The following is a 17,185-nucleotide window of genomic DNA, read 5'->3' on the forward strand; positions in this document are numbered from 1 at the left end:
GATCTACGCGGTGAAGCCGCATCCTGACTTTTGCGTGTGGTTTAAAGGTCTGAAGGCAAAGCCTTGGAGGATTGACTATGACCAAGAAAGTCAAAGTGTCCGAACTTCCTGAGTTCGATGCAGCCGAATATCTGAACAGTGAAGAGGATATAGCGGCATATCTGACCACCGTTCTTGAAGATGATGATCCCGCACTTTTGGCCGTCGCTCTTGGTGACATCGCCCGCGCGCGAGGAATGTCGCAAGTTGCCCAGGACGCTGGTATTGCGCGCGAAGCGCTATATAAGGCATTACGGCCGGGCAGTACTCCGCGTTTTGAGACGATTAGCCGCGTATGCAGCGCCCTGGGTGTGCGCCTGGTGGCTCAACCGAAGCATGCAACGACCTGAGATAGAGCAGATCTGACCCATAAGGCGGGCGGCGCGCAAGGTGGCCGCCCCGCCTATCCGGTGGTAGCCGACGATAACAATGATACTGGCATGACCACCGCCGGATAGGGCCGGGCGGCGTTATTCGATCTTGATGCCCGAGGACTGGATCAGTTTCCGATACGACGCGCGCTCTTCGTTCACCAACGTTTGCAGGTCCTGGGGGCTGCCGGGCAGCGGGACATTGCCGGTGGAGGTCAATTGCGCGCGGAGGGCCTCGCCGCCGAGGGCTTTTTGCATGGCGGCGTTGATGGCCGTGACGATTTCCGGCGGGGTGCGGGCGGGCGCGAAGACGGCGAACCAGTTGCTGGCGGTGAAGGACGGCACGCCTGCTTCCATGACGGTCGGCAGGTCGGGCAGCAGGGCTTCGCGCGCGCTGCCGGTCGTGGCCAGCCCCTTTACCTTGCCGGACTTGACCAGGCTCAGCACCGTGGGCACCGAGTCGAACAGGAGATCGATATTGCCGCCCGCCAGGTCGGTCAGCGCCGGCGTGGTCCCCTTGTAGGGAATGTGGCGCAGCCGGATGCCCGCGGCCTGCTGGAACGCGGCCGCGGCGAGATGGGTATTGGATCCGTTGCCGGCCGAGCCGATGGTGAGCTCGCCGGGTTTCTGTTTGGCGTGCGCGATCAGGTCGGCCATGGTCTTGTAGGGCAGGTCCGGGCGCGTCATCAGCACGTAGTCGAAACGCGCTACCGATCCCACCGGCACGAAATCCTTCTCCGCGTCGTAGGGCAGGTTCGCCATCAGGGCCGGATTGATGACGAAGGTCGCGGCGCTGCCCAGGAACAGGGTGTAGCCGTCGGGCGGGCTCGACGCCGCGGCGCGCGCCGCGATGGCGCCGCCGGCGCCGGGCCGGTTTTCCACGATCAGCGGCCGGCCCAGGGGCCCGGCGATTTCCGAGGCCAGGGCGCGGGCGATGAAATCGCTCCCGCCGCCCGCCGCGAAGCCGACGATGAGACGCGGCGGATGGTCCGGAAAGCCGGCGCGGGCGCGGGCAAGGGGGGTAACGGCCGCCAGGGCGGCAGCGGCCAGGAGCCTGCGGCGCGGAAGGTCGATCATGGAATTCGTCTCCGTATGAATGATTTATGGGCGCGATGGCGCGTCGGGAGCGGTGTAGGCGGCGCCGCTGTCGAACAGCTCCGCTATCCGTTCGGGCGGGTAGCCGAGTTCGGCCAGCACCGCCGCCGTGTGCTCTCCGATATGGGGCGCCGGCAGGCGCACGGACGGTTCGAAGCCCGTCATGCGGATGGTCGGCCGGATCTGCCGTATCTCGCCCTGCGTCGGGTGCTGGCCCGGCTGCACCAGACCGACGTCGCCGAGGTGCGGATCGGCCAACAGCGACTCCAGCGTGTGGCAAGGCATGCAGGGGATGTCGTGCTTCAAGAGCAGTTCGACGACGTCGTCCGTATCTCGCTGCGCGAGCAGTTCGGCGCGGATGGCGAAGAAGTCGGCGATATGCTCGATGCGCGATAGCGACGTGGCGAAGCGGGCGTCGCCCGCCAGGTCGGCACGTCCCAGCGCGACGAACAACTTGTGCACCTGGGCATCGGTGTTGGTGGTGATGCAGACGTGGCCGTCGCGCGTGCGCACGGGGCGGGCGTTGGCGTCCAGCAGCCGGCGATCGCCCAGGCGGTCGGTGGGCGGCTCGAAGCTATGGCCGTACAGATGCTCGCTCAGCAACAGCCCGGCATAGCTTTCGAACATCGGCACTTCGATCACCCGGCCGCGGCCGTCGCGCTCGCGCGCGAACAGCGCGGCCAGGAGCGCATGCGCGACCATCAGGCCGGCGGTGCGGTCGATCACCACGTAAGGGACGTAGCGCGGCTCGCCGTCGGCGCCGGCCAGAAGGCTGGCCAAGGCGGTGCCGCCCTGCAGGATGGAATCGTAAGCCGGCCGCCCGGCATAGCGGCCGTCGCTGCCGAAACCGACGATCCCGCAGTAGAGCAGGGTGGGGCGGCGCGCCATCAACGTCTCCGCGTCCAGCCCGAGACGGCCCACCGCCGCGTTGCGCATGTTGTGCAGGAACACGTCGGCGCCGTCCACCAGCTTCAGCAGCGCCTCGCGGCCGGCTTCCTGCTTCAGGTCCAGCGAAATGCTGCGCTTGTTCCGGTTCATGTGCATGAACTTGCCGGACATGCCGGGCGTCCGGGAGCGCCCCGAAATCCAGCGGATGACGTCGCCGGATTTCTCCTCCAGCTTGATGACTTCGGCGCCGTAGTCCGCCAGCACCTGGGTGCAATAGGGGCCGACCACGGCCGAGGTCAGGTCCACCACGCGTATGCCCGCCAACGGCATCGCCGTATCGGCCGCCGCCGCTGTCTCCGTGCTTTTCATAATTAGTTGATTTTGTCCACTAGATAGTTTAGTTTATCAACTACTTTGACGGATAGCCAGGGCCATGCGCACGCGAATCACCACCATGCTCGGTATCGACCATCCCATCGTGCAGGCGGGAATGAGCTGGGCCTCGTCCAGCGCGCCGCTGCCGGCGGCGGTCTCGAACGCGGGCGGGCTGGGCGTACTGGCGGCGGGGCCGCTGCGGCCGGACGATTTCGTGCGCGTTCTCGGCGAACTGGCCGCTGCCACCGACCGGCCTTACGCCGTCAATATCCCGCTCTACCGTCCTGGCGCCGCCGAGATCCTGGATGCCATGCATGCCCGCCGCGTGCCGGTGGTGATCGCCTCGCAGGGCAGCCCCAAGGCGCATCTGGCCCGATTCCGCGACATCGGCGCGACGTGGATACAGGTCGTCGCCACGCTCGAACACGCTAAAAAAGCCGCCGCGGCGGGCGTCGACGCGCTGGTGGTCGTGGGGACGGAGGCCGGCGGCCATCCGCCTGTCAGCGAGGTCACCACCTTGGTGACGGTGCGGCGCGTCCTGCAGGAAGTGTCCATCCCCATCATTGCCAGCGGCGGCGTGGCGGACGGCTGGGGGATCGCCGCGCTGCTGGCGCTGGGCGCCGACGCCGTGCAACTGGGCACCCGCTTCCTGCTGACGGAGGAAGCGACCGTGCATGCCAACTACAAGTCTGCCGTCCTGGCCGCGGACGTCCACGACACCGCGCTGGTGGGCCGCCGCGACCTGCCTATACGCGGCCTGCGCAACGCCTTCGCGCGCGCGGTTTTCGACGCGGAACGCGATCAATTGGCGCAGGACGAGTACCTGGCCCTTTTCAAGAAAAGCACGCTCAGGCAGGCCGCGCTGGACGGCGACGTCGAGTGGGGCAGGGTTGAACTGGGCCAGTCCGCCGGGCTGATTTCGCGGATCGAGCCGGCGGCCGTCGTGATGGACCGGCTGGTGCGCGAACTGGCCGAAGCCACTGGCCGGCTGCGAACCATGGAAGGCTGAATTCTCACGATTCTTTCAACGGACTAGCGCACCTACATGGAACACCTGCTCATCGAAGACCGCGGCGCCGTCCGCGTCATTACCCTCAACCGCCCCGAGAAGCACAACGCGCTGAATACGCGCCTGACGCAGGAGCTGCTGGACAGCCTGCGGGACGCGGACCGGGCCGACGGCGTCAATGCCGTGGTGTTGACGGGCGCCGGCAAGTCCTTTTGCGCGGGCGCCGACACCACCGAGTTTTCCGCGCTGACGCCGCAGGACCCGCAAGCGGTGAGCGCCCGCGCGGACCTGACCACCCGCCTGCATCTGGTGTTCTCGCAAATGAACAAGCCGGTGGTCTCGGCCGTGCGGGGGAACGCGCTGGGCGGCGGCGCCGGCCTGGCCATCGCCTGCGACATGTGCGTCATGTCGGAGACCGTGCGCTACGGGTATCCCGAGCTCCGGCACGGGATCGTCGCCGCGGTGGTCATGGCCAACCTGGTGCGCCAGCTCGGCCGCAAGCAGGCGTTCGAACTGGTCGCCCTGGCCGAGCCCCTGGACGGCCATGCCGCCAAGGCATGGGGCCTGTGCAACCGCGTCGTGCCGGACGAACAGGTGCTGGAGACGGCCCTCGAACTGGCGCGGAAGGTGGCGGCCTGGAGCCCCATCGCCATGGCCACGACCAAGCGCGCGTTTCACCGCGCGGCGGACCTGGGCCTGGCCCAGGCGCTCGAGGTCGGCCGCGACGCCAACGTCATGATGCGCGGCTTTCGCAAGGAACGGGCATGAGTGGGCCGGGCCGTCTCGAGCGTGAGTCCTCCCTCGGGGAGGAGGTCGCGCAGCGACAGGAGGGTAGTCCAATGAGACCGTTGGAAGGCCTCGTCATTCTCGATCTGTCGCGCGTCCTGGCCTGCCCCTTCGCGTCCATGATCCTGGCCGAGCTGGGGGCGGAGGTGATCAAGGTCGAGCAGCCGGGCACGGGCGATGAAACGCGGAGTTTCGAACCCGTGGTGCAGGGGGAGGGCGGCAAGGTATCGGCGTACTACATGGCCTTCAATCGCAGCAAGCGGTCCGTGACGGTCAACCTGCGTTCCCCCGAAGGCCAGGACGTCGTTCGCCGCCTGGCCGCCAAGGCCGATGTCCTGCTGGAGAACTTCCCGGTCGGGACCATGAAGAAATACGGACTGGACTATGCCGCGATGTCCGGGCTCAACCGCCGCCTCGTCCACGTGAGCTGCACGGGCTTCGGCATGACCGGTCCCTACGCCGGACGCAAGGGCTACGACACGGTATTCCAGGCCATGGGCGGCATCATGAGCCTGACGGGAGAGCGGGACGGCGGCCCGGTCAAGCCCGGCCTGCCGGTGGCGGACCTCAGTTCCGGCCTGTGGGTATGCATCGCCATTCTGTCGGCCCTGGCCGGCCGCGAGAAAACCGGGCAGGGCTGCCACGTGGACTTCTCGATGTTCGACGGCCAGGTGGGACTGCTGTCGCTCGCCGCGGCCCGCTGGTTCGCGCTAGGAGAGGTGCCCGAACGCCTGGGCACCGAGCATCCCGGCCGCATCCCCTCGGCCGCGTTCATCTGCGCGGACGGCAAATGGGTGCAGATAACCGGCAGCGACCAGCACTGGCCGCCCTTGTGCAATCTGCTCGGCCTGGAAGCGTGGGGCGCCGATCCGGCCCTGGCCCGCAATGCCGATCGCCTGGCGCGGCGCGAGGAAGTGATGGCCGGCCTGCAGCAGGCCATACGTCGCCTGGATCGGGACGAACTGTGCCGCCGCTGCGATGCCGCCGGGGTGCCCGCCGGCCCCATCCTTCAGGTCGACGAGGTGCTTGCGAACGAGCACGTGGCCGCGCGCGGCATGGTCGTGGCCTTCGAGCATCCGCAGGCCGGCCGTTTCCAGGGACTGCGCGTGCCGCTGCGGTTCGACGGCATGGACGATCCCCGGGTGGGACGTCCGCCGCTGCTGGGCGAGCATACGGACGAAGTGTTGCGCGAGAAGCTGGGCCTGGACGACGACGAGATCGCTCGCCTGCGCGACGCCGGCGCGGTCTAGGCAAGGAGCGCGCGCAGACGCGGCCCGATAACGCATAACCACAGGAGACAAGACATGAATACGCTTCGCCGCGCCTTGCTGGCCATGGCGCTCTGCATCCTGCTGCCCAGGGCGATGGCCGCGGACAACTATCCTTCGCATCCGCTGGTGCTGGTCAATCCCTATGCGGTGGGCGGCCCGGCCGATCTCCTGGGACGCGCGCTGGCCCAGGAACTCGGAGGGGTCCTGGGACAATCGGTCATCGTCGAGAACAAGCCGGGCGGCGGCACCAGCATAGGCACCGGCTATGTTGCCAAAGCCGCGCCCGACGGCTACACCTTGCTGCTCGGGACGGCGGCCGGCCACACGGTGACGCCGGCGGCCACCAAGGTCCCCTACAAGGGCATCGACGACTTCGAATTCATCGGCATGGTGGCGAACGTGCCGAACATCCTTACCGTCCATCCCTCGGTCCCGGCGCGGGACCTGGAGGCGTTCATCGCTCTCGCCAAGTCGGAGCCCGGGAAACTCAACTACGCGTCGGCGGGCATGGGCAGTTCGCCGCACATCGCGGCGGAGATGTTCAAGTACTACGCCAAGATCGATCTCGTCCATGTGCCCTACAAAGGCGCGGCGCCGGCGGTGAACGACATGGTGGCGGGCACCGTGCCCGTCGGGCTGCTCAATATTTCCGCCGTATTGCCCTTCATCAAGGCCGGGAAGCTGCGGGCGCTGGCCTACGCGAACAAGACCCGTTCGCCCGACCTGCCGAACGTGCCCACGTTCGCGGAATCGGGCCTGCCCGACATGGTGTCGGGTAGCTGGTACAGCCTGGCCGTGCCCGCCGGAACGCCCGCCGCCATCGTCGACAAGCTGGCGCAGGCCCTGAAGACAGTGCAAGAGCGGCCGGAATTCAGGAAGATACTGGCGGCGCAGAATGCCGTCGCGATGCCGCAGCAGAAGCAGCAGGCCACCGACTACATCCGCGCCGACGGCAAGCGGCTTGCCGCGCTCGTGAAGGCCACGGGCATGAAACTACAGGAGTGAAGGACAGCCATGAACACGCTACCCGTATTCGACACCTTGCAGCTCGAAATCGAAGGCGGAATCGCCACGCTCTGGCTGAATCGTCCGGACAGCCGCAACGCCTTGAACCTGCGCATGTGCCACGAGCTCACCGCGGCCTGCGAGATCCTGGAGGCCGACGAAACCGTCCGCGTCGTCGTCCTGCGGGCGCGCGGCACGGCCTTTTGCGCCGGCGCGGACCTGAAGGAACGGCAGGGCATGAGCGCGGCGGAGATGGTGGCCCGCCGGGTGGACGGCTTCACCGCCTACGCCGCGCTGGAGGCCTTGTCCAAGCCCTTGATCGCCGCCGTGCACGGCGCCGTCTTCGGCTCCGGCTGCGAGATCGCGGCGGCCTGCGATTTTGTCCTGGCGACGTCGCAGGCGGCCTTCAAGTACCCGGAGGTCGGCTGGGGCACGGTCGGCGCGACCCAGCGCCTGCCGCGCATCGTCGGCCGCCGCATGGCCAAGGAATTGCTGTTCAGCGGCAGGACCGTCGACGCGCACGAGGCGCTTCAACTGGGCCTGGTCAACCACGTGTACGACCCGGCGGAATTCGATGCCGCGGTTGCCGCAATGGCCGAACGCATCGCGGCGGCCAATCCGCTGACCGTCCGCTTGACCAAGCAAAGCATCGACGATGGACTGGACACCACTCGCGAGGGCGCCATGGCGATCGAACTGCTGGCCATCCAGCGCAACCTGCGGCACAGCGACTGGCAGAAGGCGATCTCCGCCTTCGGAAAGAAGGAGAAGGGCGATGCGGCTGCTTGACGATCATGGCGTGCCCATTCCGGCGACCGTGCCGCAAGTCCTGAAGGAGACCGAACGCCTGCGGCCGGACCAGGAAGCCTATGTGGGGCAGGGCGAGCGCTGGACGTGGACGGCCTTGCGCGCGGAGAGCCGGCGCCTGGCCGCCGCCATGCACAAAGCGGGCATCGTCAAGGGGGACCACGTGGGCGTGCTGTTGGGCAATTCGGGGCTGTGGATCGCGGCTTTCCTGGCCTGCGCCTCCCTCGGCGCGGTCACTGTCCCGGTGAACACCCGCTTCAGGATCGAAGAGTTGCAGTTCTGCCTGAAGCAGGCCGACGTCAAGCTGCTGCTGTATGCCGATCGCTTTCTCGGCATCGACTTCACGGACCTGCTGCGCCAGGTCGAACCGGCCATCGACCACTGCCTGCCCGGCGATGCGCTTCCCCGCTTGCGCGGCGCGGTCATGGTGGGCGAGGGCGAGGCCCCCGCCGGCGCGCGCACCCTGGCGGATTTCCTGTCCGCCGGCAAGGACGTGTCCGGCCAGGAACTGGACCGCCTGGCCGACGCCGTTGCGCCGCGGGACGTCCTGCTTATCCAGTACACGTCCGGCACCACGTCCTTCCCCAAGGGCGTGATGCTCAGCCATCACAACATGCTCGGCGATGCGGCATCCGTGGCGCGCCGCCTGGGCGTCACTCCCGACGACCGCTACTTCAGCATCCGGCCTTTCTATCACGTGGCGGGCAGCACCTTGTCCGTGCTGGTGACCTTGGTGACGGGCTGCTGCCTGTTGAGCCTGCCCAGATTTGACGTCGGGCAGACGCTGCATGTCCTGGAGACGGAACGCTGCACGCTGACCTCGGGCAATGACACGATTTTCCTGATGATGATGGGGCACGCCGACTTCGACCCGCAACGCATCCACCTGAAGGGCGGATGGGCGGCGGCCGGACCGGAGGTCATGCAGAAAATCCGGGATGTGATGCGGGTGCCATATGTCTGCAATGCCTATGGCCAGTCCGAGGCGTCGCCCAACGTGCTGGTGAGCGACCGCGAGGACGCCTTCGAACTGCGCCGCGACGGCTTCATGCTGCCGCACCCGGGCGTCGAAGTGCGCCTGGCGGACCCGGACACGGGCGCCGTCATTACGCCCGGCACGGGCCCCGGTGAAATCCAGGTGCGTGGCTGGAACGTCATGCGCGGCTATTACAACCTGCCCGAAGCGACTGCCCGCGCCTTCACCGCGGACGGTTGGCTGCGCACCGGCGACATGGGCGAACAGCGCGCCGACGGCCGCATGCGCATGGTGGGGCGGCTCAAGGACATGTTCCGCGTCGGCGGCGAAAACGTGGCGCCCGCGGAAGTGGAGGAAGTGCTGCATGGACACCCCGCGGTGCAGATGGCGCAGGTGATCGGTGTCCCGGACGCCCGCCTGGGCGAGGTGGCGGGCGCCTTCGTCCTGCTGAAGCCGGGACAGCGGAGCAGCCGCGAAGAACTGCTTGCCTGGTGCAAGGCGCGCTGCGCCAACTTCAAGGTGCCTCGCTATATGGCGCTGGTGGACACGTTCGAGGACATCGGCATGACCGGCAGCAGCAAGGTGCAAAAGAACAAGCTGCGTGAATACGCGGTCAAGCTCTGGAAAATCGAACGCGACACGGTGGCTTCATGAGCGATGACAAGCGCGCGACGACGGATGCGTCGCTGGAACAGGACGGCCGGGCCGTCGTGCTGTGCGAATGCTTCGCCCGCGACGGACTGCAGCATGAGCCGGATTTCCTGCCTACCGCCACCAAGACGGCGCTGGTCCGGCGCTTCGCGGACATCGGTTTCGCCCGGGTGGAGGCCACCTCGTATAGCAATCCCAAGGTGGTGCCGCAATTCGCCGACGCGACCGACCTGCTGCGCGCGCTGCCGCGCCGTCCTGGCGTCTTCTACAAGGCCACCTGCGCCAACGTGCGCGCGGTCGAGCGCGCCGTAGCCGATGCCCAGGCCGGCATCGGCGCCAACGAGATCAGCCTGCTGGCGTCGGCCACGGAATCGCACTCGATGAAGAACCTGGCGCGCAGCCGGGCGGACCAGTGGGCGAACATCCGGCAGATGGCCATGGCCGCCGGCGGCCGCTTTCGCCTGATCGGCACGATTTCCATGGCCTTCGGCTGCCCCTTCGAGGGCTATGTCGACCCGGGTTCCGTGATGGACGACGTGGGCCGCATGCGCGAGGCCGGCGTGCGCCATGTGACGCTTGGAGACACCACCGGCACCGCGACGCCCGCCACGACGCGCGCGCTGTTCCGCCGCATGATGGCGGAATATCCGGACGTCGTCCCCATCGCCCACTTCCACGACACGCGCGGCACCGGCCTGGCGAACTATGTCGCGGCGCTGGAGCAAGGCGTGCGGCATTTCGATTGCGCCTTCGGCGGCGTCGGCGGCTACCCGGCCAAGGTACGCTACGGCGGCGGCCACACCGGCAACGTGTGCACGGAAGACCTGGTGGATCTCTTCGAGAACATGGGCGTGAGCACCGGCATCGACCTGGACAGGCTGCTGTCGACCGTCGAGGCCTGTGAAGAAGCGCTCGGCAGGACGTTGCAGGGCAGGGTGGCGCGCAGCGGCTTGAATCCCCTGCGCACCGCCCTGGGCTCATCCCCGGCCCGATCCCAGGGCTCGACAGCGTAGGGGAATAGGGCGCGATTGCCGATCCGTTAGACTTGCCCAGACCATGAGCACCGAACCTGTTATCCAAACGAATATGCCACCTGATACCCAGCCGTCCGCGCCGGCGGACACGCGAGCCCGGAATTTCAAGGAGCTGATTTCCTTCCGCTTGAACATCCTGGCCAGCACCTGGAGCCGGCTCGCCGCCGAGACGAATCAACGCGAATTCGGGCTCGACCCGCGCGAATGGCGCATCGTCGGCATGCTGGGCGCCTATGCGCCGATGTCATTGCAGGGCCTGGCGCGCGAAGTGAACCTGGACAAGAGCCAGGCCAGCCGCACGGTGTCGGACATGATCGAGCGCGGCCTTTTGCAGCGCGATTCGGACGAAAGCGACGGCCGCAGCGTGCAACTGAGCCTGACGGCACAGGGCAAGGCCCTGTACCGCAAGGTCTTTCCGCGCGCCGTCAGGCGCAACGAAGAGCTGCTGTCGGTGCTCAGCGACGAAGAGCGGGCGGTTCTGGACCGCGCCCTGGACGTGCTTACGGCGCATGCCCAGAAAACGCTGGCGAAATCCCGGGAGAATGCGGGACGGGCGCGATAGCCTGGGGCCGGAGTCTGGTTTCGAACCTCGGGACGACGGCCTTTGCGGCGGGCATCCCGCGCCGCACGGTTCCGCCTCACTGGCGGGCGAAAGATGGATGACTTGCCCTGAATTTGTTTATCGCCGCCACGAGCACCGGCAGATCGACGTCGAAATGGGTGGTGAGCAGGTAGAAATCGACGCCACGCCAGGTCCGGCACTGCGCGACGTATTTCAGGAACTTTTTCTGCATTTCCGGCGGGGAAACACGATGGGTTTCGGGGGCGTCGAATGACATCAGCAAGGCCGGATTGTCGTTCATTTCTCCTGCCGTGGCGTCCGATATCCGGTCCCACGGAAGAAGAACCGACCATTTTCCATTCGTGAATACCAGGCCCTCGGACTGGAATTCCAGGGCTTGGTCGGGGAATTTTCCCGACGCCAGCATAGCGAGCACCAGCACGCCCGCGCCGGCGATCACCCAATAGCACGCGCGCACGAGCAAAGGCGGGTCGGGCGAGAAGACAAGAAGGACGATCCCAAGCGCGGCGAGCGCGGCGCCGAGTAGCGCGACCTTGCGCTTGGACCGCTGGATGCGCGTGCCGACGACCACGTCGACCGAAATTATCTTCATGCGCCCATAGCGCAACTTGCGGCGCAGTTGGGCGACGCCCACCACAGCGCAGGCCCCGAAGAACGCGATGGTCGTGATGCCGACCCCGCGGTTGGTGGGCAGGATGACGATGCCGAGCAGGACGAATGCCAATGAGATGATGGCGAGGGCCCAATCACGAAAGCCAGGGGTTGGGGTCATATGGACGGTTTGGATGTCGGTGAGGGGGAATCGCAACGTGCATTTTCGCTTGGATGCGGGGCGGATAACCGTCTACTATCACCAAGACTAAATAATCAAAGGTTATACCAATTCCTTAAGTGCCTCTTGTGTTCTCCAGGTGTTGCGCCAGGGCGTACGTGCCTTGCTGAACTCAACATTTAGGTTAAATGGGCGCCCGAATCACGACATCAGGTCCAAACGCATCATGAAACTGAAAGTCGAGATAACCGCAATGAGGACAGATGCCCGCGCTGGATGACCTCAGGATGCTTTCCTCGCTGGGCCGTTGGCCGGCAGATGTGGAGGTATGGCTCGCGGATTTGTCGGCGTATGTCTTCTCGACGCGTTACTTGAATGACGACGAATGCGCTCGAGCCCAACGCTATCGCAATGCCAGGGACGCGCAGCGGTTCGCGGTGACGAGGTCATTGCTAAGGCAACTGTTAGGCAAGTATGCGGGGCAGCCTGCCGCGGCGCTGCGCTTCGTCTATACAGACCGCGGGCGGCCGGAGTTGCCATCCGCTTACGAGCTTTCCTTCAATGTTTCGCATTCGGGAGATTACGCGCTGATCGTCGTTTCGAGATGCCGTGCAGTGGGAATTGACATCGAACGCGTCAATCCCTCCATAGACTGGCAGGGCATGCTGCCGCTTGTTTGCACGGACTCCGAATCGGTCCTACTGAGTGCTGCGGCACCCGAGGATAGGACTAGACTCTTTTTTGATATCTGGACGGGCAAAGAAGCGTTGCTCAAAACGCTGGGGCATGGCATCACCGAAGCGCTCCAAAAAGTGACATTGGACTTCTGTGACCCGGCACGCCCACTTATCGTCGTGGAAGACCCGAGCTACGATGAATTACGTGGGCTCCGACTGGGATGGCTGAGGGAAATCCCCTTCCATAGCGCATGCGTGGCATGGGCCCAGCACGCCGGGGGCGCTGCACATATGTTCGCTTGAGCGAACACACATCAGGCAACACTGGACGTGCGCGTCACGGCAGCATCGCTCTGGACCAACTCCACGATACGACCATTGCGTAGCGTAACGCGCCGGTCGCAAATGTGGAAATAGCGATCATCGTGCGAAATGGCAACGATGGTGCGGCCTTGCGCCTTGAGTTCGGGCAGGATTTCCGTATAGAACATATGACGAAACTCAGGGTCCTGATCCGCTGCCCATTCGTCGAAGACGATTATCGGCCGTCCCTTGAGCCAGGCTTCTATCAGCGCAAGCCGCTTGCGCTGACCAGTGGAAAGCGCCGTCGTACTATAGCGTCCATCCTCGACGGTCAGCTTGTGCGCGAGATCCAACTTATCCAGATAAAACGCCACGCGCTCAGGCAATACGTCGGTCGGCAAGCTCAGGTCGTCAAAAAGGAAATAGTCTGAGAAGACAGTGGCGAAGGATTGACGGTAGCCGTCCAGTTCCTGCACGGTAATCTGTCGGTCATTGAAACGGATCTGGCCCTGGGTCGGCGCATAGAGGCCTAAAAGCAGCTTGATCAAAGTCGTCTTGCCACCGCCGTTCTCGCCGGTGATGAAGAAGATCTCGCCGGCCTTGAGCGTCAGGTTGATCGGCCCGAGCGTGAATGCGGACTCGCCCTCACGCGGCGGGAAGGTAAAAGAAATGTCGCGCATGGTGAGCATTTCGAAGGTACCCAACGCATCGTTCGCAGTATGTGGTTCCAGCAGGTTGCCTTCCACAGCCTCAAAACGGCTCGCAAGGTCGCTCAAGCGGGTCATTGCAATCTGCGCCCGCGAGAACATGGGCAACTGGCCAATGATCTGCGTCAACGGTCCGCGGACGTACAGTAGCGCGATGACAAAGCCGCTGATCATTGAACGGTCGGCAACAGAGGCGCTGGCCTGCATGACCAGCAGAAGGCCGATCACGAAGAAGTACAACGCCGATCCGAACGCATTGGCGCTGCAGAACACGGCGACACCGCTCATGAAGGCATCGACGATGCGCTTGGTCGAGCGTTGGATGCGACCTTCATAGAGGCGAACACGCCGGTTCTTGTCAAGTCGCAGCTCCTTGGCCCCTTCGATAATGGCTCGATACTGTTTCTGCAACTCTTCCTCGGCCTCTCTTGTCTTGGCAAAGCTGCGCATGCCTCGTCCCCGCGCCCAGCCGGTCACTACGGAGCCCAGGGCCAGCGCGATCAGCGTGATGACGAACATGAGCGGCGACAGCCAGCACATGTATGCGAAGCATCCGACGAGAACGGCTGCAGCAATGGCAAAACCGGAGAAACCGAAGGTCAGGTTGCTGATGGTATTTATGTCCTGATTCAGTACGGTCAGTATCCGATGCGATTGATAGCGCTCGATTTCCAGTATTGGTGCCTGCAACAGCCTGGCGGAAAGAGAATCGCGCAGGTTGGCGATCACTTTCTGACCGACCAGCGTATTGCCGATATCCGAGGTGATCTCGCCGGCCAACGTGAGCACGAAAAGACCGATGAACAGAAGTACAAGGCCGTGGGTGATGCCTGCGTCGCCGTGCAGGTTCGCGTTGATGGTTGCCAGCAGGAAGGCCGTGGCCAGGCCGCTGGCAATCCCCGCCAGGGTGCAAAAGACGGTGATGGGCCAGAACGGCCGCAGCAGGCGCATGACGATGGGTAAGAGGGCGGAGGAGCGCTCGGACACGGAAACTCTCCTTGGAGGGCGAGAGGAGGGTCATGGCATGAAAGACGGACGTTGCGTCCATCTGCGACAGGTAGCCATGGCTGCGGTCATGGTGGGAAAGTATAGAACGATTCTTACTTACTTATGTCATTTTCGATTGTTTAAATACAGCTGACTCCAGTGCTGTCAGCGCATTTAAAGCCTATAAAGGTATGTCTAAAAGCAAATTATTCATGTGTTGACAACCGCATTCGTACCGCCTAGAGTTTCGTAAGAAATGGAATGATTCTTACTTTGATGTTGCCTGCTGGATGGCAGTGGCGAGGTCTGGCAGGTCTTCTTCAATCAATCGACTGGGAGGCGAGCATGAGCTGGGACGATGAGAACGCGACATTCAAGGTCGTCATCAATCACGAAGAGCAGTATTCCATCTGGCCGTCGTATAAGTCGGTGATTCCTGGGGGCTGGCGCGCTGTCGGCGTGGAGGGTACCAAAGCCGAGTGCCTTGCTTATATCGAGGCGAACTGGACGGATATGCGGCCCCTGAGCCTGCGCAAGGCCATGGAAGCAGACGCGCTGGCGTCCGGCTCAACTACGCGCGTCTGATCGGTCAATGCATACGCCTTTGCCATTGTTCTGCTTCCCGTACGCGGGCGGCGGGACGGCGATTTACCGGCAGTGGGCCGATGGCTTGCCCGGCGCCGTCATTCCCATTCCAGTGCATCTGCCGGGGCGCGGACCGCGGGTTCAGCAGCCACCCGTACAGACATGGCCGGCGCTTCTGGACGTGTTGTTGGCCGACCTCCATCCTTATATGGATCGCCCGCTGGCCTTGTTCGGGCACAGCATGGGCGCGCTGGTGGCTTTCGAGCTGGCTCACGCGATGCGCGAGCGATACGGCGCAAATCCGGTCTGGCTGGGGTTGTCGGCGTGCGTGGCGCCCGCGCTGCGCGAGTGGGAAGACAAGTGGTTGCATTGTCCGCGTGCCGAGCTTCTGGATGAACTGCAGGATCTCAATGGAACGCACCAGGAGTTGCTGCGCAATGACGAATTCATGGCTTTGGTCGAACCCGTGCTGCGAGCGGACTTCCATCTGTGCGGCGTGTATCCCCGCGAAGTTGGCCGCCCCCCACTCGACTGCCCGATTCTGGTGCTGGGCGGTACGGAGGACAAGGATGTTTGTGACGACTCACGCAAGCTGAAGGCGTGGGCCAGCGAGACCACCGGGCCGACAGAGCTAGTGTTGTTGAAAGGCGATCATTTCTTCATCAATACCCGGCGCGACGCAGTGTTGAGCATCGTCAGCCGTTCCCTTACAGGGGTGATGCACAGGCGGCGTCCCGCCACGTGCGGCGTGTGATAGCCGCTGAGCACTGCCATCTTTCTGCGTTACCTGACCAGGAGATCCCCGGTGAACCCGTCTCTTCCGCATTCTCTCTTCGACTTCGAGCCCTACAAAGCGCAGCGCGAGGAGATACTACCGCTCATCAAGCAGTTTGCCGGCCATACGGCGTTTCGCAGCGCCGTCGTCGAGGAACTGGAGTTGGACGAGGACTTCCACCGCCGTCCCTTGCGGCCGGAAGATCTGGAGTTTCTCAAGTTCCAGCGTGCCATTACCGCGCAGACCGTCAGCCGGCTGCCGTCGTTGGCGACCAACCGGCTGCTGCTCAGCATCAACGAGCTTGCAGTGTCGCGCCCGACTATGAAGGATACGCCGCAGGAGCGCGAACGCCAGCGGCTGTTCCACAGCGACCTGAATAATAGCCTGGGCATGCGCATTCGTCCCTATCTGGAGCACTACGGTTTTTCCTATGTCAGCCAGGCGGCGGCGGCTAGGGTCAATGCAGGTGGCAATATCGAGGAGTCCGTCGATGCGCTTTACACACAGGAATTGCGTTTCTGGACGGACGTCTTCAAGCTGCTCGGGCAACGCGGGTACCTGGAGGAGGGGCTGCGCTTCATCCTGATTCAACGCTGGAGCTTGCGGCCGTCACAAGGGATCGCCCTCCGGCGCGCGGCGGCCAATGGCTACTTCGACGCGTTGCCGACGGCCGTGCTGCCCTGGGACGGTGGCGCATGGCCGCTGGACGCCACGTTGCGAGCGGCCGCCATGTTCGCCGGCGTCAACCGGCGCCAACATTCGTATTGGCAGTTCTATCTGCCGACCAGCATGCATCGTGTCAATCTCCTGTACGCGCTGGCGAACCGGCCGGATCGTCCGTATGTCATGGTGGGCGCCGCCTACGGCGCGGAGATCGAGTCCCTGGCGTTGGTGGTGGCCTTGCAGCATGCGTGCCCGCAGGTGGCGCGCATGCCGGGTTGCTCCGTCATCGATGAACGCCAGGTAGTTGCCGATCTCAAGGCCAGGCTGCGCAATGCGCTGGCGGAAACCGAGGCGCACGCGCCCGGCGATGCGCTGGGCGAACTCAGGCTGGGACTGGAAGCCGTGGCGTCCGTCGCGGAGCGCGGCCGCTGGGATCTGGGCGAGCAATTGCGGTGGCTCTCCGCACTTGAGAACTATTGCGCCTGGGCCAAGGATATCGATGCACGCATACAACGCGAGTGCCCAAACATCGATCGTGAGACATTCGTGGAGCCAAGGGAAATGTGCTCTACGACCCATGTGCATAACGATCACAGGCTGGTTGTCATCGAGCACGGCGACATGATCTTCTGGGGCAACCTCGGTATGCAGTTGAAGATGACGGTAGGCGACATGGTGTTGATCCCGGATGGCCGTCTGCATGGCTCGACTGTCGTATCGCACGAGTGCACCTATCACCAGCCCATCATTCCGGACGAGTGGATCCAGGCCTTGCTCTCCAACCAGGTGCGCCAGGCGGCTGCCGCGTGAGTGGACCAGGAGACCG

The 17,185-nt window shown here is 64.5% G+C and carries 17 protein-coding genes; 13 read left to right on the top strand and 4 right to left on the bottom strand.

The window, feature by feature from the left end; translation table 11 throughout:
* Nucleotides 1-77 precede the first annotated feature (77 nt).
* Nucleotides 78-389 (top strand): addiction module antidote protein, encoded by a 312-nt coding sequence (locus CAL29_RS14625; RefSeq protein WP_179284030.1) that lies wholly within the window; start codon nt 78-80, stop codon nt 387-389.
* Between the two features lie 120 nt (nt 390-509).
* On the opposite strand, the gene CAL29_RS14630 is transcribed toward CAL29_RS14625, so the two are convergent.
* Together CAL29_RS14630 and CAL29_RS14635 are read right to left on the bottom strand one after the other, a co-directional pair.
* On the bottom strand, nt 510-1,487 hold the full coding sequence (locus CAL29_RS14630; protein ID WP_094853709.1) for a Bug family tripartite tricarboxylate transporter substrate binding protein: 978 nt from the start codon (nt 1,485-1,487) through the stop codon (nt 510-512).
* Between the two features lie 24 nt (nt 1,488-1,511).
* The gene (locus CAL29_RS14635) at nt 1,512-2,762 is read right to left on the bottom strand and encodes a CaiB/BaiF CoA transferase family protein (protein ID WP_094853710.1); all 1,251 of its coding nucleotides are present in this window, start codon (nt 2,760-2,762) and stop codon (nt 1,512-1,514) included.
* A 64-nt stretch (nt 2,763-2,826) separates the two neighbouring features.
* Between CAL29_RS14635 and CAL29_RS14640 the strand changes: the two genes are divergently transcribed.
* The 8 genes from CAL29_RS14640 to CAL29_RS14675 all read left to right on the top strand — a co-directional run bounded on the left by CAL29_RS14640 (nt 2,827) and on the right by CAL29_RS14675 (nt 10,869).
* The gene (locus CAL29_RS14640; RefSeq protein ID WP_094853711.1) at nt 2,827-3,777 is read left to right on the top strand and encodes an NAD(P)H-dependent flavin oxidoreductase; all 951 of its coding nucleotides are present in this window, start codon (nt 2,827-2,829) and stop codon (nt 3,775-3,777) included.
* 36 nt (nt 3,778-3,813) lie between these two features.
* Nucleotides 3,814-4,545: an enoyl-CoA hydratase/isomerase family protein gene (locus CAL29_RS14645; protein ID WP_094853712.1), complete on the top strand. Its 732-nt coding sequence runs from the start codon at nt 3,814-3,816 to the stop codon at nt 4,543-4,545.
* A gap of 71 nt (nt 4,546-4,616) precedes the next feature.
* Nucleotides 4,617-5,813 carry a CaiB/BaiF CoA transferase family protein gene (locus CAL29_RS14650; protein WP_094853713.1) on the top strand — a complete coding sequence of 399 codons (1,197 nt, stop codon included), beginning with the start codon at nt 4,617-4,619 and terminating at the stop codon, nt 5,811-5,813.
* Nucleotides 5,814-5,867: 54 nt separating this feature from the next.
* Nucleotides 5,868-6,839: a Bug family tripartite tricarboxylate transporter substrate binding protein gene (locus CAL29_RS14655; RefSeq protein WP_094853714.1), complete on the top strand. Its 972-nt coding sequence runs from the start codon at nt 5,868-5,870 to the stop codon at nt 6,837-6,839.
* Between the two features lie 9 nt (nt 6,840-6,848).
* Nucleotides 6,849-7,628 carry an enoyl-CoA hydratase/isomerase family protein gene (locus tag CAL29_RS14660; RefSeq protein WP_094853715.1) on the top strand — a complete coding sequence of 260 codons (780 nt, stop codon included), beginning with the start codon at nt 6,849-6,851 and terminating at the stop codon, nt 7,626-7,628.
* Nucleotides 7,615-9,276, top strand: coding sequence for an AMP-binding protein (locus CAL29_RS14665; RefSeq protein WP_094853716.1), 1,662 nt, complete (start codon nt 7,615-7,617; stop codon nt 9,274-9,276). The genes CAL29_RS14660 and CAL29_RS14665 overlap by 14 nt, the downstream gene beginning before the upstream one ends.
* Nucleotides 9,273-10,286 (top strand): hydroxymethylglutaryl-CoA lyase, encoded by a 1,014-nt coding sequence (locus CAL29_RS14670; protein WP_094853717.1) that lies wholly within the window; start codon nt 9,273-9,275, stop codon nt 10,284-10,286. Before CAL29_RS14665 ends, CAL29_RS14670 begins: the two co-directional genes overlap by 4 nt.
* A 73-nt stretch (nt 10,287-10,359) precedes the next feature.
* Nucleotides 10,360-10,869 carry a MarR family winged helix-turn-helix transcriptional regulator gene (locus CAL29_RS14675; protein ID WP_094853718.1) on the top strand — a complete coding sequence of 170 codons (510 nt, stop codon included), beginning with the start codon at nt 10,360-10,362 and terminating at the stop codon, nt 10,867-10,869.
* A 76-nt stretch (nt 10,870-10,945) separates the two neighbouring features.
* Here the strand turns inward: CAL29_RS14675 and CAL29_RS14680 are convergent, their stop codons facing one another.
* Entirely contained in the window at nt 10,946-11,698 is a 753-nt protein-coding gene (locus CAL29_RS14680; RefSeq protein WP_143277668.1) for a hypothetical protein, read from the bottom strand.
* A 227-nt stretch (nt 11,699-11,925) separates the two neighbouring features.
* On the opposite strand from CAL29_RS14680, the gene CAL29_RS14685 reads away from it, so the two are divergent.
* Nucleotides 11,926-12,642: a 4'-phosphopantetheinyl transferase family protein gene (locus CAL29_RS14685; RefSeq protein WP_094853720.1), complete on the top strand. Its 717-nt coding sequence runs from the start codon at nt 11,926-11,928 to the stop codon at nt 12,640-12,642.
* Between the two features lie 11 nt (nt 12,643-12,653).
* Here CAL29_RS14685 and CAL29_RS14690 read toward each other — a convergent pair whose 3' ends face one another.
* Nucleotides 12,654-14,336, bottom strand: a complete 1,683-nt coding sequence (locus CAL29_RS14690) for a cyclic peptide export ABC transporter (RefSeq protein WP_256977464.1) — start codon at nt 14,334-14,336, stop codon at nt 12,654-12,656.
* 345 nt (nt 14,337-14,681) lie between these two features.
* On the opposite strand from CAL29_RS14690, the gene CAL29_RS14695 reads away from it, so the two are divergent.
* From CAL29_RS14695 to CAL29_RS14705, 3 genes are read left to right on the top strand one after another with little or no spacing between them, the layout of a single operon-like run.
* Complete coding sequence (locus tag CAL29_RS14695; protein WP_094854101.1) at nt 14,682-14,921, top strand: MbtH family protein; 240 nt, start codon at nt 14,682-14,684, stop codon at nt 14,919-14,921.
* A gap of 7 nt (nt 14,922-14,928) precedes the next feature.
* Nucleotides 14,929-15,675, top strand: coding sequence for a thioesterase II family protein (locus tag CAL29_RS14700; RefSeq protein ID WP_094853721.1), 747 nt, complete (start codon nt 14,929-14,931; stop codon nt 15,673-15,675).
* 51 nt (nt 15,676-15,726) lie between these two features.
* Nucleotides 15,727-17,169 carry a peptide synthetase gene (locus tag CAL29_RS14705; protein ID WP_094853722.1) on the top strand — a complete coding sequence of 481 codons (1,443 nt, stop codon included), beginning with the start codon at nt 15,727-15,729 and terminating at the stop codon, nt 17,167-17,169.
* Nucleotides 17,170-17,185 lie beyond the last annotated feature (16 nt).

The sequence above is a fragment of the Bordetella genomosp. 10 genome, from assembly GCF_002261225.1.
Lineage (GTDB): Bacteria > Pseudomonadota > Gammaproteobacteria > Burkholderiales > Burkholderiaceae_B > Bordetella_C.